The sequence below is a fragment of the Bradyrhizobium sp. AZCC 2262 genome, assembly GCF_036924535.1.
In the GTDB taxonomy this organism is placed as follows: Bacteria; Pseudomonadota; Alphaproteobacteria; order Rhizobiales; family Xanthobacteraceae; genus Bradyrhizobium.
Map to the genome: position 1 here is coordinate 6,554,563 of NZ_JAZHRT010000001.1, position 22,753 is coordinate 6,577,315.

Below are 22,753 nucleotides of genomic sequence, written 5' to 3' on the forward strand. Positions count from 1 at the left end.
GTAAGCCGTTCCGACGTTGAGGACTTTTTGTTCGCCGAAGCCGATCTGCTCGATCAGTGGCGGTTGCCAGAATGGTTGACCCTGTTCACCGACGACGCCAAATACGAGGTGCCCTGCACCGACCTGCCGCCCGACGCGTCGCCGGACACCAACCTGTTCTATATCGCCGATGACCGGATCCGACTCGGCGAACGGGTCAAGCGGCTGATGAAGCGCACCGCGCATGCCGAATTTCCCCACTCGAAAACCAGTCGCATGGTCGGCAACGTCCGCATCCGCTCGCGGACCGACGATGAGATGGAAGTGAGCTGCGTGTTCCAGACGCTACGCACCAAGGACGGCACCACCGACCTTTACTTCGGAACAAGCAACTACCGTCTGACGACCAACGGCGACGGCCTTCGCATCCGGGAAAAGCGATGCGTTCTCGGCAGCGAGGGCCTGCGTCCTTCCGGCCGCATCAGCATCGTGCTCTGAATGAAGACGGACCAGATGGACTCCCGCTTCGCCGACCAGGTCATCGTCGTCACCGGCGCCGCGAGCGGCATCGGCGCCGTCATTGCGCAGCATTTTGCCGACGCGGGCGCGCGGCTGGCGCTGTCGGACGTCAACGAAAAACAGCTCAAGTCCGTTGCCGAGAGCATTGCCGCGGGTGGACGCCAGATGCCGGTGGTGGTGGCTGGCGACCTTTCGCAGGAGGATGTCGCGGGCGGCCTCATCAGGTCCACCGTCGCGGCGCATGGAACGGTTGATGTGCTCGTCAACAATGCCGGTGGCGGCATCATCAAGCCGTTCCTCGATCATACCCCCGATACCCTGCGCACGACGATCGACCGAAATTTGTGGACGACGCTGTGGTGCACGTGGCACGCCGTTCCGATCATGAAAGCCAAGGGATATGGCCGGGTGGTGAATATCGGCGCCGATTCGGTTCGCAACGGCCTGTGGGATCACGCGGCCTATAACGCCGCCAAGGGTGGCGTCCACGCCATGGCCACGGGCCTTGCCCGCGAATTCGCCAAGGACGGTATCACCTTCAATGTCGTGGCACCCTGCATCGTGAATACGCCGCAGGTCCAGAAGGCCACCATCATGTCGCCGCAGGCCTTGCAAAGATTCGTCGACGTCGTGCCGATGGGACGGGCCGGCGAGATGGACGAGATCGCGTCGATGGTGTGCTATCTGGCATCCAAAGAGGCGTCCTTCGTCACCGGGCAAGTCATCAGTGTCAACGGCGGCAGCACGATGTTATGACCGATACCATGACCAGCAACGTTCGCATCGGCGCGATCGCCGATTTTCCCGACGGCGAGATCCGGCCCGCTTCCTTGCCTGACGGGACGACGCTCGCCGTCTACAACGTGGATGGAGCGATCTATGCTACCGCGGACCTCTGTACGCACGGCGAAGCATCGTTGTCGGAGGAAGGCATCCTGACCGGAAAGATCGTCGAATGCCCCTGGCATTTCGGCACCTTTGACGTGACAAGCGGAAAGCCCACGGGCATGCCCTGCACAGTCCCGCTCAAGACTTTTCCGGTCAAAATCATCGAAGAAAATGTCTATGTCGAATACTAAAGATCCAAAGCTGACTGGCCGGCACAACCCCGGAATATTGCAGGCCCCTGCCCCGCGCCAAAAACTGCGATCGCGCAGGGACAGCTCTGCCGAGCCCAAATTTGCGCCGCGCCGGACCCAGGCGGAACGTAGCGAAACCACGCGCAAACGACTGCTGGACGCTGCGGTGAAGCTCATTCGTCTGAAAGGTTTTGGCGGTTTGCGGACCATCGAGGTCGCCAGTGTCGCCGGCGTTTCCCGCGGCGCCCTGATGCATCATTTTCCGAGTAAGCATGCGCTTGTCGTGGCGGTGCTGACCTACGTCAACGAGATGGATTTCGCGCAGAGTACCCGTCGGGCGCAATTGGCCCGAAGCAGCAAGGACCCGATCGAGGAAATTATCCAGGACGCGAAGAATTTTTTCTTCGGCGACCACTTTTTCATTGGTCTCGCCATAGCGATGAGCGACGAGAGTACGCGTCGGCTCAGGCGCGAAACCCACCAGTTTTCGCGACAAACGCGGTTCTCAATCGAGGCCGCCTGGCTCGACACATTGATATCGTCAGGGATTCCCAAGCAGCTGGCCAGCGACGTTCTGGCGCTGACGCTGAGCGCCGTTCGCGGTTTTTCGGTGCGCCGCTTGATCGAAGATGATCCTGAGCAATTTTCGCGTCTGATGAACGTTTGGCGCGACATCATTCGCCAGCACCTGGCAGCCTCCATCCCGGGCAAGTCCCGAAGGCAGGATCGAAAGTCATGAGCGCTGAAAAGACATCGCCCCGAATTCCGGCGATCCAGCTTTGTTACGTCCGGCTTGCCGTTTCGCAGCCGCAGGCCGCCGCCACGTTTGCGACCGAAATACTCGGCCTGGAGCATGTTCCCAACAAGCTGGAGCCGTTTCTGTATCGCTCCGATTCGCGCTTTCACACGCTCTGTCTGTCGACCGCGGCCGCGAAATCGAGCATCGGCATCGAAATCAACGACGAGGCCGACCTCGACCGTGCCGCGGAGGCGCTCGCGAGCGCTGGATTGCCTGCACGCGAAGCGACCGTGGACGAATGTGCCCAGCGTTTCGTTCGCCGGGCGCTCATCGTCGCGGACGCTACCGGCAACGAAATCGACCTGGTATTGCGGCCGGCTCAAAGCGGACGCCGCTATTTCCCCAGCCGCGACGCCGGCGTCACCGGATTGCAAAGTGTCGGGCTGCGCAGCCGTGCGATCAAGGACGACCTCAAGCTATGGACTATCCTGGGTGCCCGGGTGACCGACCGGGCCGGCGAAGTCACGTATCTTGGCATCGACCAGAAACATCATCGCGTGGTGCTCTACCCTTCCGATAGAGCAGGCCTGGTTTATGTCTCATACGGCGTCGAAAGCATGGACGCCGTGATGCAGAGCAACTATTTCGTCCAGGAGCGGCAGATCAAGATCGTGCAGGGCCCGGGACGCGAACCGGCATCGGGGCAGATCTTCCTGCGATTTGCCGGGCCCGAAGGTTACGTTTTTTCCTACGGCTATGGCCTCCGGGACATCGAACCTTCGCATCGCCCCCGACAATTCACCGCGGAGGCTTCCTCGCTCTGCGAATGGGGGAGCGAATGCACCGACATCGCCGAATTGCAGCCCGCGCGGGCCGGATGAACCACCCTCTGCACAGGAGTGCCCAATGATCGAACTCAGGGATCTTTCATATGTCAGGATGGGTACATCCAACCTCGAGGAGGCCGAGAGTTTCGCGACCAAATGCCTGGGCCTGCAGATCGGCGAGCAGTCGGGCAAGGCGCTCTATCTGCGGTCAGACGATCGGGCGCATACGCTGTGCTATTTCGAGGGCGATCCCGCCGATCAAACCGTCGGATTCGAGGTCGAGGACGAGACCAGGTTAAATGCCGCCGCCGCAACGCTGGACCAGTTGGGTCACCCCGTGCATGCCGGTACGCCGACCGAATGCGCGTTGCGCAAGGTAAAGGCATTTATCGGCTTCAAGGATCCTACCGGCAATCAGATCGAGCTGGTGGTTCGGCCGGAGCGCAGCGGCAAACGCTACTTTGCCTCGCGGGATGCCGGCATCACCGGCTTTAGCCATGTCGGCCTTCACACGACGGATCCGGCAAGAGATGAAGAATTCTGGACCCAGGTTTGCAACGCCCGGGTCAGCGACCGGATCGGGGATATCGCTCTCATGCGGGTCAACGCAATCCATCACACGATCGCACTCGCGCCGGGCCGAGGACCGGGCATTCATCACGTCAACCACCAGGTCGAGAGCAACGACGACGTGCTGCGATCCTACTATCATTTGTCCGGACGGCGCGTGCCTATCGTATTCGGCCCGGGCCGTCACCCGACCTCGGGTGCAAGATTCCTCTACTTCCAGGGTCCCGACGGGATGGTGTTCGAATATTCTGTCGGCGTGGATGAAATCGAAGACGAGGAAACCCATCGGCCGCGCCAGTTCGGTTTCGAGCCATCGAGCCTGTGCATGTGGGGAGCGAAGTCGGTACGCCCTCGATAGCATGTCTATCGTAGGCTGAAGTCATCACGCCCGTACGTGCCGCGTCGGAACGCCAGGCGGAGGGAAGAACAGCATGCCAGTGCGCGGATCAGGTGGACTGCTCCTTTGCATGGGTCTCCTGCTTGCGATGCCGGCGCTGGCCGCCACGCCGACCGACCGGGGCGAGTGCGCCGCCAGCGCCGACAAGCCCGACGCCGGCTTTGCGGCATGCAGTCGCATTATCGACGATGCAAACGGGTCGGTGGCAGAACGCGTCAAGGCCTTCAAGAACCGGGGCCACGGCTCCTTCAACAGCAAGGATTACGACCGCGCGATTGCCGACTACGGCGAGGCCATCAAGCTCAGCCCGAAGGACGCCTGGGCCTTTGCGCACCGGTGTGAGGCTTACGAGAGCAAAGAGGACCACAACGCGGCCATTGCGGATTGCACCGAGGCCATCAAGATCGATCCGAAATATGGCTGGGCCTACAACAACCGTGGTGTCGCCTACTACGGTCTGCATGAATACGACGCAGCGCTGGCCGACCACGCCGAGGCGATCAGGGTCGATGCCAGGGACGCGTGGGCCTATGCCCGGCGCGGCATGGCGTGGACGGAAAAGGGTGAATTCGACCAGGCGATCGCCGATATCACCCAGGCGGTCACAATCGATCCGAAATACGCCTTTGGTTTCGGCCAAAGGGGGCAGACACTCTTCAGGAAGAGGTTGATCACGAAAAAGGGCGGATGGGAGCCCGCGATCGCAGACTACAGCGAGGCGATCAAGCTCGATCCAAATCTGCTTTGGCTATACAGTGCGCGTGGCGTTGCCTACAGCAACAATCGCCAATTCGACCTCGCCGTTCCGGATTGCAGCGAGGTCATCAAGCGCGAACCCAACAATCCCGGCGGGTACAATTGCAGCGGCGTCGCTTACGAAGGCCTGAAGGACCATAGCCGCGCGATCGCCTACTATGATCAGTCGATCAGCATCAATCCAAAGAACGGCGTGGCGTATTGGAATCGCGGCAATGCCCGTATGGCGCTGCGTAAGATCGATGACGCGATCGCCGACTATGACCGGGCGATCGCGATAAACCCCAAGGACTTCAACTCCTTCAACTCGCGCGGCAAAGCCTTGGTCGCAAAGGGCGACAGCAACCGCGCGATTGCAGATTTCACGCAAGCGATCCAGTTCGATCCGTCCTATGTCGAGGCCTACAACAACCGCGGCCTCTCCCATGAAGTGCTGGGCCGCCGCGCCGAGGCGATCGCCGATTTCCGCAAGGCGCAATCGATCGACCCCGCCGACCGGGTCAGCAAGCAACAGCTCCGCGTGCTCGGTTTCTGACAGCATGCCGTTCGAATTCTGCTCAAAGGGCGGACCCGCGATGCTGCGTCGATTTGCGACGCCGATCGACTACTCGGCTGTCTCGATGTCAGCTCTTGAGCGCATCTCGGACGAGATTTGCTCACTCGGAGTTCTTCCGGGTGGAGAAACTCCCCTTTGGAAGGTGCGCGCTCCCAAAATATCGAAAACAACCCCATGCAAAGTAGCAGTCGGTCGCCGGCATTCGACAAAGCAACTTGACACGTCGGGCAAATCAGCGGCATCCCTTGATCATCCCGCAAATTTTGTAAACGCCCGCCGCCCCGCTATGGCGGCCGCGTCGGTATAATTGCGGCTCAAATCCTCACCCACAAGCCGCTGATTAAGAGGCGCATATATTTTGGAGAATCAACGTTCGTTCCGACAAACGTGCCGTCCAACCTCCATTAAGCCCGCAGCAGGTTTTCGGTTCGGCTTCAGCCATGCGCTTTACGATGCACTACCAATTTGTCGAGCGCGCTCCAGTCCCAATCAATGCCGAGGCCCGGTTCCTCCGAAGGAACGCCATAGCCGTTCTCGACTTTCATGCCTGTTCTGGTCACGAGATCGAGCTGGGGAATGAATTCAAGCCAGCGGCTGTTGGGCACGGCACAGCAAAGGGGCAGGTGAATCTCCATCAGGAAGTGAGGGCAAACCGGAATGTTGAAGGCTTCCGCCATGTGAGCGACCTTCAGCCAGGGGGTGATGCCGCCGATGCGGCCGACATCGACCTGGACGATCGAGCAGGCATTGTTCTGAAGGTAATCCTTGAATTGCGACAAGGAGTATAGGGACTCGCCGACGGCAATCGGAATCTGCGTCGACTCGCATAGCCGCTTGTGGGCCATGACGTCATCGGCATGGATCGGCTCCTCGAACCAGGCGATATCGCAGTCCTCATAATGGCGGGCGCGGCGGATGGCTTCGTCGACCATGAAGCCCTGGTTCGCATCGGTCATGACGTCAAAGTCGTCGCCGACGGCCTTGCGCACGGCGCGCAGGCGGCGAACATCTTCCGCCACATGCGGGCGGCCCACCTTGATCTTGGTGCCACCGAAGCCGCGTTCCTTGGCCTTCTGCGCTTCCTCCACCAGCTCGCCCTCGTCGATGTGGAGCCAGCCGCCCTCGGTGTAGTAGAGCTTGATGCGGTCCTTGGCGCCCCCGGCAGCTTTATGGAGCGGCAGCTTCGCGCGCTTTGATCGGAGGTCCCACAGGGCCGTGTCGATCGCGGCCAAGGCAATCGAGGTGAGGGCGCCGACCGTGGTGGCGTGGACGCGATAGAACAGGTCGCGCCAGATCCTCTCGATCTCGTCCGCCTCGCGGCCGATGAGTAGCGGCACCAAATGATCATCGAGCAGCTTCACGACCGAGGAGCCGCCGGTGCCGATCGTGTAGGAGTAGCCGATGCCTTCGACGCCATCCGCATCGCGGATTTTGACGATCGGGGTTTCCTGGGACTCGAAGCTTTGCACGGCGTCGGTCCGCTTCACCTTGGGTTTGAGATCGACCTGAAGCGTCTCAACTGTGGTGATCTTCGCCATGTCGAACCTCCCAGCTTTCTTTCCTCTGACGATTTCAGAGAATTAAACTCTCGCTCCAATCCATCATCGGACCCGTCGGAACACCTCGGGCGATCCGATGCAATTGGCAAATTGTGATGGCGCAAACTGGCAAACTCGGCTGATGCTTGCGCGATCAATCAATTGTCGAGCAACATGGCACTCCCAGATCGGCCGTGCAACTAGAGCACCCGCTACCATGCGCATCGCGCTGTGCCCTTGCCGGCATAACTGCGGGTGACGTTGGAGAGCTACCGGGTGCGCGCTGCCAAAATATCGAAAACAACCCCATGCAAAGTAGCCGTCGGCCGCCGGCATTCGACAAAGCAACTTGACACGTCGGGCAAATCAGCGGCATCCCTTCATCATCCCGCAATTTTGTAAACGCCCGCCGCCCCGCTATGGCGGCCGCGTCGGTATAATTGCGGCTCAAATCCTCACTCACACTTGAAAATGCAGGGATCACCGCGGCGAACGATCGCCTGCGCGTGGCCGAACCGCGCGCTTGCCGCGCGCCTGACAGGGAATCTCAACATGAACACCGCTCCGGACCTCACTATGTCAACGACGATCGCGGCAACTGACCAGACCAAAGCCGCCGCAGCCCCGCGGATCAAGTTGCTGTCGCACGGATTCTCCATCGACCATCCAGACCCTGAAATCGGCGAACAGCTCATGGCGAACGCACTGGGGGTCGCCGACCGCGAAGCGATGCACGGAATTCTCAGACAATTGGTAAAGGCTAGCGTGAGCGGCGAGAGTCCTGACGAGGTCAACCTCTCGTTCATGATTTCGATGGTGAGGAGCATCAAGCCCCGGGATTCAATCGAGGCCATGCTGGTGGCGCAGATGGTTTCGGTTCATGTGATGGCGATGCGATGCGCCCATCACCTTGCGAATGCCGACGACCTCGCCCAGCACGACAGTGCCGCCCGCGCATTGGGCAGACTCGCCCGCACCTTCCCCGCCCAGATCGAGGCGCTCAACCGCTACCGGAGCCAAGGCGAGCCCGCGATCACCGTGCAGAACGTGTCGGTGGGCGACGGCGGCAAGGCCATTGTCGGCAACGTCACGCAGCATGCGAGCGTGATCGTATCGGACAAGAAGCCGGCATCCGCGGCGCGGAAGGCGCCGAAGGGCTCAGGCTCCAGGCGGCGGCGCGATTCCGCTGAAGCCAAGCGGGAAGCACAGGCATGAGCGATCACATCAGAAATGCCGGCCCGATGCTGGCGAGCCCGCGTTGTGGCGCCAAAGCCCGCTCCGGCGGCGCGTGCCGCTCGCCGGCGGTGCACGGCAGGAAGCGCTGCCGCATGCACGGCGGCACGCCGGAATCCGGCGCGCCAAGGGCAAACCAGAACGCGCGCAAGCACGGCCTGTTCACCAGGGATGCGATCGCCGAGCGAAGGCAGATTCGGACGCTGTTGGGTGAAGCGCGGAGGCTGCTGGAAGAGATGAAGTGAATTGCTTTCGTAAAGAGCGGCTAGTGCTCCCTAGGTGAGGGGGGTTTTTGAGAATATTGGCGTTGGCGCTCCTTGGGGACTACCTTACTCTAACGATTTCAGCCTCTTAGAGAAAAGTGGGACAGCCTTTCATTCCACGAATTGTAATATAATCTTGCGCCGACGTCCCACCTTTCCATATGCCCTCACATGGCTCTCCGGATGGCATCTACCGAAAAATATGCCATATTTCGTTTATTCGACCGGCTTCCTTCTATTTGATTCATCGCGTGGACGATGGACTGGCTCGACAAGACCACGATACAACTCGGGGCGCAGGTGACTAGTACGCTAGTCGCGTTGCTTGCCCTGTTTATTGGGCTCCGCAACGAAGCTCGCAATCAAAAAAGATTCGAACGTCAGCTTTCCCTGAGTCAGCAAGCCGCCAGCGCCGCCGCGCGGCCGTTACTCGCCATTGAGCGCGAAGGTTACGAAGACGTTAAGGCTGTGACGATCACCAATCACGGTCCGGGCACCGCCGTCTGTCGCGTAATCAAGTTCGTGCGACGAAAAAGGAAACGACAGATCTTTCCGATCTTATTGAGCTTGATGAAGCCAACGAGATCATTTGGAACGAATGCCCTGACTTCCCGACTCCTTATTACCTCGCTGGCAAGTCAAGCGAGGATGCTATTCGAATAACCGAGGACCGACTTATTGAATGCGAAATCGATCCCAAGCGAATCCCGGACCTACTTTCCGACATCGAAGCGCAGCTGGACGAAATCGAGATTTTTGTCGAATACGAGGACGTGTTCGGCTCCAAGTTTAAGCTGGAAGACGTCGCAGAGGGCTAATCTCGTTAAAGGTCTCGGTGTGGGACAAGAACCGCAGATTTCGCTAAACAACAACGGCGATTTTTGCCGATGGCGCTCCCTAGGGGACCGGGGGAACTAAGCATCATCACGTCTTCTGGGGTTCACACCAATGAATGCAGAACGCAGAATTCGAGCCTTGCTTGAAGCAGCCAAGGTTGAAATAAACGGACCAAATCCGTGGGATCCGCAGATTCATAACCGGGATTTTTTCTCCCGAGTGCGGGCTCGAGGCTCAGTTGGCCTTGGGGAGACCTATATGGACCACTGGTGGGACTGTGAAAGGCTCGATGAGTTTTTTAACAGGGTAGTCGGGGCCCGTCTGTCGGAACAAATCCCGATTACGCCGAATCTCCTATGGCTGTTATTCAAATCCCGCATCCAGAATCGACAACGAAAGGGTCTGGCCAGGACTGCAGCTGAGGTGCACTACAACATTGATGTAGATATTTTCGAAGCGACCTTTGATCGGCGCCTTAACGGAAGCTGCGGACATTGGAAAGATGCACAAACGCTCGACAGCGCTCAAGAAGCCAAGCTGGACCTTATTTGCCACAAGGCTCAACTGCAAAGGGGACAGCGTGTGCTGGATATTGGCAGCGGTTGGGGTGCTTTCTCAGGCTTCGCTGCGGAGAGATTCGGCGTCGAGTGCGTCGGGGTGTCGGTGTCGAGCGTCCAGGTCGAATATTGCCGCAAACGTTATGCCCACTTACCCGTGGAATTTCGACTTAATGACTACCGTGATATCAGTATCGATGTGGACCGTATTGTTTCGATCGAAATGTTCGAGCACGTAGGACCCAAAAATCATGGAACCTATTTCGGATGCGCGCGCCGGTGCATAAGCAAGGACGGGGTGTTTTTATTACAGACAATCCTGGCAAATGAACCTTCTCCTGTCCTGGATCCCTGGTTAGACAAGTACATATTTCCTCACGCGGTCTTGCCCACGCTTGGTGAGATAGCCATAGCGGCGCAGGGCTTGTTCGTCATTCAAGACTTCCATACCTTCGGCGCCGACTACGACAAGACCCTCATGGCCTGGTACCAAAATTTCCAATCGAGACGGCCGATGATTGCCAAGAAATATGGCGATAGATTCTGCCGAATGTGGGACTATTACCTATTGTGTTGCGCTGGCGGTTTCCGCTCTCGTATCATCAATGTAGGACAGCTGGTTCTTTTGCCAGATCGGCCTCATTAGGGTCGGAACTCACTATAGCCAAGTTCGTATCACATACATATTGCCCGCACGACCTTGTAAAGACACATTCAGGGTGCCTGTTTGAAAGCCTGCCTGACAATAAACAAGATAGTGCTCCCACAATCTCTTAAAGCGGTCATCAAACCCGAGAGCGTGAATTGCAGGTCACTGCTTCCGGAATCTGTATTGCCATTCATCAAGCATGCGTAGCTTTCGCCAAAGCATTCGGAAACGACCAATTGTAGTCCCACTTGAGCATCTCGCGCGCGATGATTCGGGTCGCGGGCAACATGCCGCGAGATGCGCCCCCTAGACACGCTGTTCCGCTTGGAAGATCATGTCTGCCGGCTTGAGGCACCATCATGGATCTCGGAGTTTGGCTGCGGAGCCTTGGCCTCGAGCAGTATGAGGCGTCATTCCGCGAAAACGCAATCGACGACAGTGTCCTGCCGAGCTTGACGGCGGAGGACTTGAAAGATCTTGGTGTCGTCATCGTCGGGCACCGCCGTAAGCTATTGAATGCGATTGCCGCCCTGCGTGCTGACGCGAATGCGAAGGACGCTCCTTTCAGGAACACGGCCGAACGCCGCCAGCTCACGGTCATGTTCTGTGATCTTGTCGGCTCGACGGCGCTCTCGACCCGGATCGACCCCGAGGACATGCGGGACATCATCGGCGCCTACCACCGCTGTTGCGCCGAGGTCATCGCCAAAGCCGGGGGTTTTGTCGCCAGATACATGGGCGACGGGGTGCTCGCCTATTTCGGCTATCCGCTGGCCCATGAGAACGACGCCGAGCGCGCGGTGCGCGCCGGGCTGGAATTGATCGCGGCGGTGACGAAGCTCGATGTCGGCGCGGAGACGGCGTTGCGCGTGCGGGTCGGCATCGCCACCGGCCTGGTGGTGGTCGGCGATCTCATCGGTGAGGGCGCATCGCGGGAATACGAGGTGGTCGGCGAGACCCCCAACCTGGCGGCGCGGCTTCAGGCGCTGGCCGAGCCGGACACCGTCGTCATCGAAGGCAATACGCGCTCGTTGCTCGGCGAACTCTTCGAGTATCGCACTCTCGGCAGCGTGGCGATCAAGGGTTTCGGTGACCCGGTGCCGGTCTGGCAGGTCACCGGCACGAGCACCACCGCGAGCCGGTTCGAGGCGTTACGAGCGACCAGAACGCCGTTGGTCGGCCGGGATGAGGAGATCGAGCTCCTGATGCGCCGCTGGCAGCAGGTCAGGGGTGGCGACGGCTGCGTCGTGCTGATCTCCGGCGAGGCGGGCATCGGCAAGTCCCGTATCGCCGAGACTATGCTCGAACGATTGAGTGGTGAACGACATATCCGACTGCGCTTCTACTGCTCGCCCCACCATGAGGACAGCGCATTTTATCCGGCGATCAGCCAGCTTGAGCGTGCTGCCGCCTTTCGCCGCGAGGACACGGCAGAGCAGCGTCTGGACAAAGTCGAAGCCGTCCTGGGGCTAGCGACCGGTAACCCCCGTGAGGCCGCGCCATTGCTTGCGTCTCTGCTATCAATCCCGACTGGCGACCGCTACCCGCCACTGGACCTCAGTCCGCAGGAGCAAAAGGAGAAGACGCTGCATGCCTTCGTTGCCCAGGTGGTAGGCTTGGCAGCGCGGCAGCCGGTTCTCATCGTGGTGGAGGATGCGCATTGGAGCGATCCGAGTTCGCGCGATCTGTTTGACTTGATCGTCGACCGAATATTGACGCACCCCGTCCTGGTGATCGTCACGTTTCGCCCGGAGTTCGCGCCGCGGTGGATCGGCCGCGCGCACGTAACGTTGCTCAGCCTCAACCGGCTGCGACCACCAGAGCGCGCCGCGATGATCTCCTGCGTGAACGGCGGCAAAGCTCTACCCGGGGAGGTCACTGAACAGATCATCGACCGAACCGACGGCGTACCATTGTTCATTGAGGAATTGACCAAGGCGGTGGTGGAAAGCGGCGTGCTGGTGGATGCTGGCGACCGCTGGACAATGGCCGGGCCATTGCCGCCGTTCGCCATCCCCACGTCGTTGCACGCCTCGCTGCTGGCGCGGCTCGATCGCCTGGCGCCGGCACGCGAGGTGGCGCAGATCGCAGCGGCGCTGGGTCGTCAATTCTCGCATGAGCTGATCAGGGCAGTCGCGCCGATGTCGCAGCAGCAGCTCGATAACAGCCTGGCCCAGCTGGTTGCTGCCGAGTTGATGTTCCGCCGGGGCACACCGCCAAACGTCGAGTACACTTTCAAGCATGCGCTGGTGCAGGATGCCGCCTACAGCACGGTGCTGCGCAGCCGGCGCCAGCAGCTCCACGCCCACATCGCCACAATACTAGAGAGCCGATTCCCGGATATCGTCGCCGCTCAGCCACAAGAGGTCGCGCGGCATTGCGCCGAGGCCGGCCTCGACGAGAAGGCGGTTGGTTACTGGCTCAAGGCGGGTCGGCAAGCCGTCGCGCGTTCGGCCATGACGGAAGCGGTTGTGCCGTTGCAGAAAGGATTGAGCTTGCTGGCCGCCCTGCCCGACGGTCCGTGGCGCCAGCAGCAGGAGCTGGACCTGAGGTTTGCGCTTGGGCAAGCGCAGACGGCTACGAGGGGGTACGCGGCGCCGGAGGTGATGGAGAGCCTGGCCCGGGCGCGCGTGCTTGCCGAGCAGCGGGATCGACCCGACACTCTGATGGCCTTGCTCCATGGCCAGTGGCTGTTCCATTTGGTTCGAGCCGAGTACAGGCTGGCGCTGTCGCATGCCGAGCAGATGGAGAAGACGGGCGAAGCGCGTAACGATGCCACCCTGATGGCGTCGGGTCGCCATAAGCAGGGTGTGACCCGCTTCTTCCTCGGCGAGTTTGCTGGGGCCCGTACCCTGCTCGAGCAGTTTCAGAGCCTGGGCGATGTGGCGCATCGTGGGTATTACATTGACACGCTTTGCTTTCTTGCGGTGACGCTGCTGTGCCTGGGCTACATCGAACAAGGAAGGGCGCTGACGAACCAGGCATTGTCGGAGGCTCGCCGGCTAAAACGTGCCCACACATTGGCCACTGCGCTGCTCTTCATGTGCAGGGCGGGGTGGCTTGCCGACTCCCCTCATGACATGCAGCGGCACGCCAAGGAATTGATAGCACTGGCGAACGAGCATGGTTTTTCACTCTGGTTGAGCGGCGGAATGATTTACCACGGATGGTCATTGACTGCGCTCGGCCAAGCAGAGGAAGGCGTCGCCTCGCTAACGCAGGGGCTCGCGGCGACTCGTGCTACTGGAGCTGTCCAGGGTACCCCGGTGATACTCACGTCCCTCGCCCAGGCCTATGCCAAACTCGGGCGGCTGCCTGAAAGCCAGACTTGCCTTGCCGAGGCAGGCCAGATCATCGAGGCGACTGACGAGCGGTGGAGCGAGGCCGAGCTTCATCGTGTGCGAGGCGATGTGCTGAACATCGCCGGGGACCGAGCCGCGGCCGAGCAGAGCTATCATCTTGCGTTCGCCGTCGCGCAGCGACAGAGCGCGAAGATATTTGAGCTGCGCGCCGCAACCAGCCTCGCCCGCATCTGGCACGACCAGGGCAACCGCACGGCCGCGCGCGAGTTGCTGGCCCCGGTCTACCGCTGGTTCACGGAGGGGTTTGATTCGCCGGTCCTGAAAGAGGCCAGGGCGCTGCTCGACCAGCTGGCGTGACGCACTGGCGTTTGGGTGGAATACTTGCAGTCCCAACCAGGCGTGCGGGCGCCGCCCGCGGCCGCGACGACAAATCACCATTCCAGAAAAATACCGGGTACCGAGACCCTTGCCTAAAAACAATCATAAGTTAACATCGAGCTATACTTATCGAAAATAGTTATTCGGTCGTTCCCATGCGCAAGCCGACGGACCGAAATTTTAGATCGCGCCAGTGTGCGCAAGACGGCGCCCCTTTTTGGGCGAACTGCCGACGAAAACCGCTCGATCGGCGCCAGATCGTCGAGCGCCAAATGGATCGCCCACGCGCTTTCAGACACTTCATATGAAGCTACACGTGCCGGTATGGGCACGCTACCGCGATTGACGATAGCAAATTGAGTATCGGTACTATTGGGGGAGCAAATGCAGCCGAAATTGCTTTGCAGCGAGATCGAGAAGTATGCGGGCGGCAGTGCTGAGGCAGAGAGACTGATATTTGCGGCGCTAGCCCGCGATCTTCTCGACGTTCAGCTAGCAAACAAGAAGAGTGGCAAGTCGCGCGAGGTTCTGCGGGCGTTTCACGCCAAGGCAACCCTCGGCGTCGCGAACGCAAAGCTAACGGTAACGAAGGATCTCCCCAAACGTCTCAGCATCGGTTACTTCCAGCCTGGTTCCGAATACGTCGCCAGTGTCCGTTTCTCGAACGCCAATGGCTCAAAGCGGGCGGACTTTATGCGCGACATGCGCGGCGCAGCGGTTCGGCTGACGGTGTCCGACGAAGAAACCCACGACTTGCTGATGACGAACTTTCCAGTGTCGCACGCTCGCGATGCCGGCCAGTTCGTCGCATTCGCAAAGGCGATGTCTGGCGCCAAGCTTCTCATCCTGCCCCGTCTCATCTTTGATGTCGGCCCATTCGAAACGATCCGGATGCTGCGCAACGTCGCAAATGCGACGGGCCGGACGGTCGACAGCGTCGCGCTGGAGACATACTGGAGCAGAGGAGCGATCCTGTGGGGCGAGGCCGGCCCAGTGCGGTACCTACTGCGCCCCGCCCATGGCGCGCCCGGCGCGCGCGCCGCGTCAAAATGGGATTCCGACTATCTCCATCACGAAGCCGCCGACCGGCTGCGCAAATCCGACGTCGAGTTCGACCTATTTCTGCAACAATATGTCGACGAGAGCCTAACGCCTATCGAGGACGGATCGATCGAATGGACCGAAGTTAATTCTCCCCCGGTCAAGGTCGCGCGGCTGACGATCCCCCAACAAGATGTTGACTCGGCCGAAGGACGGGTCAAGGAAAGGCTCGTCGACGAAATCGCATTCAATCCGTGGCATACGACCGATGACTTCCGCCCGCTTGGCAGCCTGAATCGCGCGCGGAAAGCGGCGTACGCGGCAAGCTCGACTCATCGCATGGGCTACCAGTTCCGCGAGCAAGTCCCACTACGCAACCTGATCCTGGGCAAGCTTAATGAAGCCTTTTTCAGCGTCGTCAACCACCTTCGACCATGGCACCGCCTCGGCTTGCATCTCAGTCTCCTTAACTTGTCGGCCTATCGCGACGAACTGCGCCGGACGAACCTGATCGATACGGAACTCCGCGAAGCGCCTCCCAAGCCGGAACCAGTCCCGTCGTCGATTCCCGAAGCCGTCAGGATGATCCGTACTTTCGACGGAACTTACAACGACCTGTCAGACCCCAAGATGGGATCGGTCGATTCGACCTTCGGCCGCAACATGCAGCCGGTCTACACGCCCAGGACCTTTGACGACCCAAACCCGATCACGATCAGCCGTGAGCTAATGACTCGCAAGGCTTTTATCCCGGCACGATCCCTCAATATTCTGGCCGCGGCCTGGATACAATTTCAGGTACACGACTGGGTCAACCATCGCCGCTACGATCTCGGTGAGGAGAACGGAAGCCACGACATTGTCATCCCGTTGCCGGGTGAAGGCACATGGCAGAGCCACGAGAGGGCGCAGCCAAGACCCGAGATGCGAATCGCCGGCAACCAGATCTCGCACTATACGGCCGACGGATATCCTGTGTTCAAGAACATCACCACGCCCTGGTGGGATGGATCCGAGGTCTACGGCGACACGAGGGAGAATGCCGAGGCTCTGCGTGACGGGGCGTGCCTCCGGCTGGTCGACGGCTATCTTCCTACCGCCATAAACGGTCTCAACGTGACCGGCTTCAACGAAAGCTGGTGGCTTGGCTTGAGCACGATGCACACCCTGTTCGCACGAGAACACAACGTAGTTTGCGGCGAACTCCAACGAGCCTATCCGAACTGGCTGCCCGAGCGGGTATACCACACTGCGAGGTTGATCGTTTCGGCGTTGATCGCCAAGATTCATACGGTTGAGTGGACGCCAGCCATTCTCGCCACGAAGACGATCGAGGTTGGGCTTCGCGCCAACTGGTACGGCGCCCCGAAGGATTGGCTCACGCAACTCGGCATCTGGCTGCTCGACGCCCATGCGTTGAAGGGCATCCCGCAAACATTGCCCAACCACCACGGTGTGCCTTACTCATTAACCGAGGAATTCGCCTCGGTTTACCGGCTGCATCCGCTCATTCCCGACGATTACGTCTTCCACAACTTCGAGACAGGACAACCGACAGAAACTCGTGCGTTCGAGGACATCCAGGGGATCCGCACCGACGATGCGATGCGGCGGCTGCGGCTACACAACGTCATCTATTCGTTTGGCATCAGCCACCCGGGTGCTATCACGCTGCACAACTACCCGATGTCGCTGCAGCGGTTCAAACGGACGAATGGGGAAATCATCGATCTTTCGGTGGTCGACATCGTTCGCGACCGCAGGCGCGGAGTACCACGTTTCAACGACTTCCGACAGAAACTCCATCGACCACCGATCCGTGATTGGGAGGAGCTTTCGACGGATCAGGACACCGTCCGGAAGATAAGGGAAATCTACGGCTCGATCGACAATGTCGACACCATGATCGGCCTCCATGCCGAACCGCCGCCGGACGGCTTCGGCTTCAGCGACACAGCATTCCGCATATTCATCCTGATGGCATCGCGGCGGCTGCAAAGTGATCGATTCCTGACAGTCGATTACCGGGCAGAGGTGTATTCGCCGCTGGGTCTGGATTGGATCGAGAAGAACGGAATGACCAGCGTCATTCTGCGGCACTGCCCGCAACTCGCTTCCGTGCTTCCGCGCACCGCTAGCGCGTTCGCGCCATTCCGTCCGGTCGCGGTTTAGAGAGGCGAAGGTGTCGCTATCGTCCGACAGGTTGCTCAAACTCGGCCGGTTCGTCCTCATTTCCGCGAACGTTCTCACGCTCGCGGCCACCGGGGACTGGGTCGAACAGTTTGGCTTCTGCTCAGGCCAAAGATGCGTTCGTAGATAAGTTGCTCTCCACCCAATTTGCCGACAAGGCCGAGATACTGAAACGCCTAAATCCGACGGGAATCCCTAAGCCGGCGCTCGAGCGGCAGCTAAAGGACTTTCAGAATCTTAGGGACAGCATCGCTCACGCGAGCGAATATGGCGCATCTCCTGAACAAGCCAGGCCGAGATCATCAAGAAGAACAAGAAAAAGAAGAGAAAATGAGTTTCTCGATCAAAACGATGTGCCAACACGGTGATCTCGTCCACCGCAGGAAGACGGCCGAAGCCGCCCTCAAGAAGGCCCGGGAGATGTCGCGGGCCGGTTGCTATGACATTTACATCACGACGCCCGAAGGCCGGGACAACCACTCTTCCGAGTTCGCAGATTTGCCGCGTACCCCCGCCGTTGGGCGAGCGCACCCGAAAACTCACCCTCCCGATAGGCAAATTCCGATTTCGCGTACCGGGAGTTAGCGCCGCGATTCTGCTCGCAAACTGGAACGAAGCGCGACCTATTCGGTTAAGCCCTTGTTGATCGGGAAATTCGCCCATGGCCGACGATATGCCCTCCCCACCGCTTGTGTATGAAGGCCTGGATCCCAGTCCAGAATCCAGGTCGACGATTGAAGAAGTTTCCGACGCTGTCAGGGGCGCCGCCAGTCGCGTCGGCGACGCGATCGAGAAAGGCAGAAAACCCGGCATGCCGCTCAGCATCCTGAGCAACATCGCGCGGGAAGCGCCACTCGGCTCCCTGTTGGTCGCCTTCTTGCTGGGTGTCGCTGTCGCTCGGCGTCGCTGAAGCAGACGATGGCGCTCCACCCGGGCGAAAGCAGATTCAAGCGCTGTTGAGTGAAGCGCAGAAGCTGGAAGAGACGAAGTGATTGGGTTTCGCAGCCTCGCTCGCCACCTACGCCGCTTTCAACTTGCGAGCCTTTTTCGCTTGCACTGGCAGCCTGCTTTCGACTGAAAATCCGACCTTCAGAGCCCGCATGATGGTGGCAATCGTTTCGAAACGCGGCTTGGGACCCGGTGCCAGCGTCTTGTAGAGGCTTTCGCGGCCGAGACCGGACGCCTTCGCGACCTCCGCCATGCCGCGCGCCTTGGCCACGTCGCCAAGCGCCTTGAGCAATACGCCGAGGTTTTCGTCGCGGGCTGCGAGCGAAAGATATTCCGCAATCGCTTCCTCGCTATCGAGATAACCGCATTCTCGCCCCCCATCGTCGGCGCGATGCGCAGGATTGTCGCCCATGTGGCGCGGGCACCGGGCCGCCACGATGACCCCACGAATTCGCCATACGCATCGTGTTGTTCGCCCGCACGACCCTTCCCGTCAGGCTGGCCTTCGGAAACATGGACATGGGCGGTGATTTCATTGGCCGCTGGCGTGCGGGTAGCGGCAGGAGAACGGCACGGCAAGCGAAACCCGGACAGTACAGCGCGAAGGTGCTTGCTTGCGGCTCATTGCTGCTCTCGTGTGTCATCGTCGCCGGCATGGCGACGCAAACGGCATTGGCGGAAATAGCCGCGCCGGCCGTGACACGCGTCGCTGATAACGAAAAAGAGCAGGGTGGGCCTGGCGTTGCGCAACCATCCCACGCGCAGAAGTCGGAACCCGAAACAGTCCTGCGACGGCCTGAGGTGCAGAAGCCAGCGCCGGAAGCTGCCGTTCAAATGCCGGAAGCACGGAAATCGAGCCACGCGGCCAAGGATTTACCTGTACCACAGCTCGTCTTGCCGGGCGATCTGGCGAAGAAGATCGGCCAGAAAGTCTGGCTGAATGAAACAGGCGGAAAAATTGATGCGATCACGTCATGGAATGCGAACGAGGAATTCGCTTCCCTGGGCATCGGTCATTTCATCTGGTTTCCTGTCGGCAAATGGCTGCCTTTCGAGGAGAGCTTTCCGGCCCTGCTCGAATTCATGCGCAGGAAGAACGTACATTTGCCCGCCTGGCTGGACCAGACGCAAATTCCGGCCAACCCGTGGACAAGCCGGGCCGAGTTCAGGAGGAACTCCAACTCACCGCAGATGAAAGAGTTGAGGCAGTTTCTGCTCGACACCGTGACGGAGCAGACGCAATTCATGGTGGCGCGGGCGCAAGGTGCGATGGAGAAGATCCTCAAGACGACGCCCGACGGCACGGAGCGCGAACATATCGTCATCCAGTTTACGCGCGTCATTCGCGCCTCCGAGAATTTTTATCCGCTGATCGACTACATCAACTTCAAGGGCGAGGGCACCAACCCGAACGAAGCCGCCATCAACAGCGAGACCGGACTGCGGCAGGGTTGGGGTCTCAAGCAGGTGCTGCTCAAGATGAACGGTGATACCAGCGATCCGAAGGCCGTGCGCGCCGAATTCGCCGATGCGGCGCAGTTCGTCCTGCAGCAGAGGGTTCGCAACCTTCCATCCAACCGTGTCTTCGAGGTCGGCTGGCTGCGCCGCATCGCGACCTACCACCGCCCGATCGCGGATCCGGAATCGAGCCCCAAACGGGCTCCGAGGAAATCGTTGCGAGTGACGGCGGCTCAATAGCTTTCCTATGAAGGGGACAGTTGCCGTTTTTGCGCATGCGTGAGGCTGCTTGTCCCGCGGCAGGCATGCCCTACCCCGCTGTTGGACGAAATGTTCGTGACACGTCACACCGCTGAGCATCGGCGCTCTGCTCGGCGCCGGCTTCACGTTGACGGATCATTAGGCGCCATCAGCACGCGACGCCGTGGCAATCAGTACAGAATTTCCAGTTCAGCAGCTTCATCAGATCATCTCGAATTTCGCGCTGCAGAGCGTTGATACCCTAGTGAATGGCCGCCATGGCCGTCACGGCAATGAGTACGACGGTTACAAGTGCCCCCGAGACATAGAGGATGGTTCTGACGCTGCCACCTTTGGCCGCTTTGCCGCCGCGCAGATAGATTGCAAAGTGGGAGAGACGAATTGCGATGTAGACCCAAACGAGCGTTGCAAGCGTGACGGGTCCAACCCCGACCATCATAGCCAGCAATGCTGGGACGACAAAAAGGCGGGAGCGCCTCCACCGTGTTCAAGTGGACGCGATCTATGCGGTACAGCAAGTTGTCGTCGTCCAACGGCAGGACAGGTCCGGAGAGCGCCCCGGCCCGGCCTTTGGATGATCCTGAATAGACCGCTAGCACAATTGACATGAGGCAAAGGACAAGCACTCCGACAATGCTATGCGAGTAGGCCGCCATACAGACCTCCACAATCACGATCATGTCGCAAGGAATACGCGTGCATCACGCCTCGCGCGCAATCCGCTCGGCGAACCGTTTCAGATAGAGCGGCCAACCCTGATCGCCCTCAACGCCTTCACGCACACCTTCCCAACCTTGGCCATGACGTTCGAGGTGACGGTGCTCAAGCTCCAACCTGGTCCGGCTTGGCGTCTCGGCGATGAACCGCACCTCCCATTCACTGGTCTTGTCGGGATCGGTTTCGATTTGCCAACGGGGGCTGATGTCCCAGCTTAGAAGCACGCGATTTGGCGGCTCAAAGGCCAACACACGCGCCCAGCGGCATTCGCTGCCATCGAGGCCTCGATCATAAACATGCCCCCCGGCCCGGGGCTCGAACACGGTCTCTGCGATCGGAACGGAAAGCAGATTGTGCTCTCGTGGCTTGAAGCTGCCGAAATCTTCAGTGAAAACCTTGAACGCACGCTCGATAGGCGCCTCAACCACGATAGATTGTTTGATGGGCGCGGCCGTTACATTTTTGTTCATTGCTTGTCCTCCGCTGATTTTTCGACGGCCACTTTGTAAGCCGCCAGTGTGCTACTCCAGAACCGGTCAAGCCAGCCGCGCATCTGGCCAAGCCCCGCTGGATCGATGTGATAAATATTGCTGGCCCCCTTTGGCTCGGCACGAACCAAACGAGATTCGCGCAGCACCTTGAGATGCTGGGAGACGGCTGACTGGGAGACCGTCAGTTCTCGGGTGAGTTCAACGACCGTGCGAGGCCGCGCGCCCACCAGCTCGAATATTCGCCTGCGCGTCGAATCGCCCAGAGCGGCCAGTTGCACGCTGTCTTTAGCCATGGCTGGTCGACGCCCGGCGCGGATCATGCTTGCGGAACCTCACGATTCGGTAGTCACGACAATGAATTGCCTTAATATAATTAGTCATAGCTAATGATTAGCACAAACTAATGATTACGTCAAACTTGGTGATATTCGGGCGAGACTTCAGGTGCGGGTCGATCGCGTCGGTTGACCGGACCACGACGACTTCCGGTCTACCAAGTGAACGGACATCATGGGATAGGCGGGCACGTCTGCATCCTGACGACATGACGACTGCTGCATCGCACACGAAGCCATTTCCCCAGCGCGCGAAGCCGTTCCGCAAACAGAGGCTAGATATCAAAGTCCGCGATCAAACAACGGGGTGCGATTATGTGGAAACTTTTCAGCTTACCATACCGTCAGTATTGCCACGCACGGCTGGCTGAACTCCGCAAATACAATCACGTGAGGACCGCCTGAGAGGCGATTGCCCGGATTACGGTGCACTTAATCCGGCTCGTGGATCAAGGATGCGCTCGCCGAGCAAGGGCAGATTCACGCATTGCGGGGTGAAGCGCGAAAGCTTCTGGAAGAGATGAAGTGATTTGATTTCCCCAACAGCGCGGCATCTCTCGCTTATTGCAATTGCTGCATGTTTGCCAAATGCATATCGCCGAACGTCAGCGGAAGACTGCGTGTATGAGCGAGTAGCCCGCATGAGCGCAGCGATATGCGGGATGGACCGCCCCCCGGATGTCGCTGCGCTCATCCGGGCTAGGCCTGCTCCTGAAGAACCGTATCTCTCGACTATTTGTCGCTTCGCCGTTCGCGCAGCAGGTTATGATATTGAGCCGGGTCGTGGCGTTCCAGGCGATCGAGTGCGTCATTCGCTGCCTCGACAGCGGAGACGCCAACCTGCTCTTTGATTACGGCGATGTCCTTCGCGGCCTTTTCCAAACGGCTTAACGTTTCCGGGGGCACTGGCTGCGTCTTAGCCAACGCGATCGCGATCTCCGTAAGCCAGCCGAGCTGTTTTCCATAGCTCGCAACCTCCGTAACTACCCGGTCCTCTACTGCGGGATCGCCAGCATAATTGACCGTAAGCGATGGCGAGAACCACGGTGCTACAATGCGTTGAGCTACGTCGCCGGACCACGGCCACCGAAACATCCACAACGGATCCAAGCCCGAAGTTTTTTTCGTCACAG

The 22,753-nt window shown here is 59.6% G+C and carries 22 protein-coding genes; 16 read left to right on the top strand and 6 right to left on the bottom strand.

What is annotated here, in order from left to right:
* Positions 1–27 precede the first annotated feature (27 nt).
* The 7 genes from V1283_RS30690 (at position 28) to V1283_RS30720 (ending at position 5,401) form a co-directional block, all read left to right on the top strand.
* A complete protein-coding gene (locus V1283_RS30690; protein WP_334390359.1) occupies positions 28–477 on the top strand; it encodes an aromatic-ring-hydroxylating dioxygenase subunit beta in 450 nt (149 codons plus the stop codon).
* Positions 478–1,254: an SDR family NAD(P)-dependent oxidoreductase gene (locus tag V1283_RS30695; RefSeq protein WP_334390361.1), complete on the top strand. Its 777-nt coding sequence runs from the start codon at positions 478–480 to the stop codon at positions 1,252–1,254. It begins immediately after the preceding gene.
* On the top strand, positions 1,251–1,577 hold the full coding sequence (locus V1283_RS30700; RefSeq protein WP_334390362.1) for a non-heme iron oxygenase ferredoxin subunit: 327 nt from the start codon (positions 1,251–1,253) through the stop codon (positions 1,575–1,577). The genes V1283_RS30695 and V1283_RS30700 overlap by 4 nt, the downstream gene beginning before the upstream one ends.
* Positions 1,564–2,316, top strand: a complete 753-nt coding sequence (locus V1283_RS30705) for a TetR/AcrR family transcriptional regulator (protein WP_334390363.1) — start codon at positions 1,564–1,566, stop codon at positions 2,314–2,316. Before V1283_RS30700 ends, V1283_RS30705 begins: the two co-directional genes overlap by 14 nt.
* Positions 2,313–3,197, top strand: coding sequence for an oxidoreductase (locus tag V1283_RS30710; RefSeq protein ID WP_334390364.1), 885 nt, complete (start codon positions 2,313–2,315; stop codon positions 3,195–3,197). The genes V1283_RS30705 and V1283_RS30710 overlap by 4 nt, the downstream gene beginning before the upstream one ends.
* Before the next feature lie 25 nt (positions 3,198–3,222).
* The gene (locus V1283_RS30715) at positions 3,223–4,071 is read left to right on the top strand and encodes a VOC family protein (protein WP_334390365.1); all 849 of its coding nucleotides are present in this window, start codon (positions 3,223–3,225) and stop codon (positions 4,069–4,071) included.
* A gap of 73 nt (positions 4,072–4,144) precedes the next feature.
* Positions 4,145–5,401, top strand: coding sequence for a tetratricopeptide repeat protein (locus tag V1283_RS30720; protein WP_334390367.1), 1,257 nt, complete (start codon positions 4,145–4,147; stop codon positions 5,399–5,401).
* Positions 5,402–5,856: 455 nt separating this feature from the next.
* Here V1283_RS30720 and V1283_RS30725 read toward each other — a convergent pair whose 3' ends face one another.
* Positions 5,857–6,960 carry a mandelate racemase/muconate lactonizing enzyme family protein gene (locus V1283_RS30725; protein WP_334390368.1) on the bottom strand — a complete coding sequence of 368 codons (1,104 nt, stop codon included), beginning with the start codon at positions 6,958–6,960 and terminating at the stop codon, positions 5,857–5,859.
* A 552-nt stretch (positions 6,961–7,512) separates the two neighbouring features.
* On the opposite strand from V1283_RS30725, the gene V1283_RS30730 reads away from it, so the two are divergent.
* From V1283_RS30730 to V1283_RS30765, 8 genes are all read left to right on the top strand, one after another.
* Positions 7,513–8,175, top strand: a complete 663-nt coding sequence (locus tag V1283_RS30730; protein ID WP_334390370.1) for a hypothetical protein — start codon at positions 7,513–7,515, stop codon at positions 8,173–8,175.
* Positions 8,172–8,438 (top strand): HGGxSTG domain-containing protein, encoded by a 267-nt coding sequence (locus V1283_RS30735; RefSeq protein ID WP_334390371.1) that lies wholly within the window; start codon positions 8,172–8,174, stop codon positions 8,436–8,438. Before V1283_RS30730 ends, V1283_RS30735 begins: the two co-directional genes overlap by 4 nt.
* Before the next feature lie 276 nt (positions 8,439–8,714).
* Positions 8,715–9,119: a hypothetical protein gene (locus V1283_RS30740; protein ID WP_334390372.1), complete on the top strand. Its 405-nt coding sequence runs from the start codon at positions 8,715–8,717 to the stop codon at positions 9,117–9,119.
* Positions 9,120–9,404: 285 nt separating this feature from the next.
* On the top strand, positions 9,405–10,496 hold the full coding sequence (cfa, locus tag V1283_RS30745) for a cyclopropane fatty acyl phospholipid synthase (RefSeq protein ID WP_334390373.1): 1,092 nt from the start codon (positions 9,405–9,407) through the stop codon (positions 10,494–10,496).
* Positions 10,497–10,858: 362 nt separating this feature from the next.
* Positions 10,859–14,158, top strand: coding sequence for an adenylate/guanylate cyclase domain-containing protein (locus tag V1283_RS30750; RefSeq protein ID WP_334390374.1), 3,300 nt, complete (start codon positions 10,859–10,861; stop codon positions 14,156–14,158).
* A 405-nt stretch (positions 14,159–14,563) separates the two neighbouring features.
* Positions 14,564–17,392, top strand: a complete 2,829-nt coding sequence (locus tag V1283_RS30755; protein ID WP_334390375.1) for a peroxidase family protein — start codon at positions 14,564–14,566, stop codon at positions 17,390–17,392.
* Between the two features lie 285 nt (positions 17,393–17,677).
* Positions 17,678–17,995 carry a hypothetical protein gene (locus V1283_RS30760; RefSeq protein ID WP_334390377.1) on the top strand — a complete coding sequence of 106 codons (318 nt, stop codon included), beginning with the start codon at positions 17,678–17,680 and terminating at the stop codon, positions 17,993–17,995.
* 76 nt (positions 17,996–18,071) lie between these two features.
* Positions 18,072–18,320, top strand: a complete 249-nt coding sequence (locus V1283_RS30765) for a hypothetical protein (protein ID WP_334390379.1) — start codon at positions 18,072–18,074, stop codon at positions 18,318–18,320.
* A 108-nt stretch (positions 18,321–18,428) separates the two neighbouring features.
* Here V1283_RS30765 and V1283_RS30770 read toward each other — a convergent pair whose 3' ends face one another.
* Positions 18,429–18,770, bottom strand: coding sequence for an addiction module antidote protein (locus V1283_RS30770; protein ID WP_334390380.1), 342 nt, complete (start codon positions 18,768–18,770; stop codon positions 18,429–18,431).
* Positions 18,771–18,877: 107 nt separating this feature from the next.
* Between V1283_RS30770 and V1283_RS30775 the strand changes: the two genes are divergently transcribed.
* Entirely contained in the window at positions 18,878–20,056 is a 1,179-nt protein-coding gene (locus V1283_RS30775) for a hypothetical protein (RefSeq protein ID WP_334390382.1), read from the top strand.
* 262 nt (positions 20,057–20,318) lie between these two features.
* On the opposite strand, the gene V1283_RS30780 is transcribed toward V1283_RS30775, so the two are convergent.
* The 4 genes from V1283_RS30780 to V1283_RS30795 all read right to left on the bottom strand — a co-directional run bounded on the left by V1283_RS30780 (position 20,319) and on the right by V1283_RS30795 (position 22,751).
* Positions 20,319–20,513, bottom strand: coding sequence for an MAPEG family protein (locus tag V1283_RS30780; RefSeq protein WP_334390383.1), 195 nt, complete (start codon positions 20,511–20,513; stop codon positions 20,319–20,321).
* 265 nt (positions 20,514–20,778) lie between these two features.
* Positions 20,779–21,264 (bottom strand): SRPBCC family protein, encoded by a 486-nt coding sequence (locus V1283_RS30785; RefSeq protein ID WP_334390385.1) that lies wholly within the window; start codon positions 21,262–21,264, stop codon positions 20,779–20,781.
* A complete protein-coding gene (locus V1283_RS30790) occupies positions 21,261–21,578 on the bottom strand; it encodes an ArsR/SmtB family transcription factor (RefSeq protein WP_334390387.1) in 318 nt (105 codons plus the stop codon). Before V1283_RS30790 ends, V1283_RS30785 begins: the two co-directional genes overlap by 4 nt.
* A 774-nt stretch (positions 21,579–22,352) precedes the next feature.
* Positions 22,353–22,751 carry a hypothetical protein gene (locus V1283_RS30795; protein WP_334390388.1) on the bottom strand — a complete coding sequence of 133 codons (399 nt, stop codon included), beginning with the start codon at positions 22,749–22,751 and terminating at the stop codon, positions 22,353–22,355.
* Between the last annotated feature and the right edge of the window lie 2 nt (positions 22,752–22,753).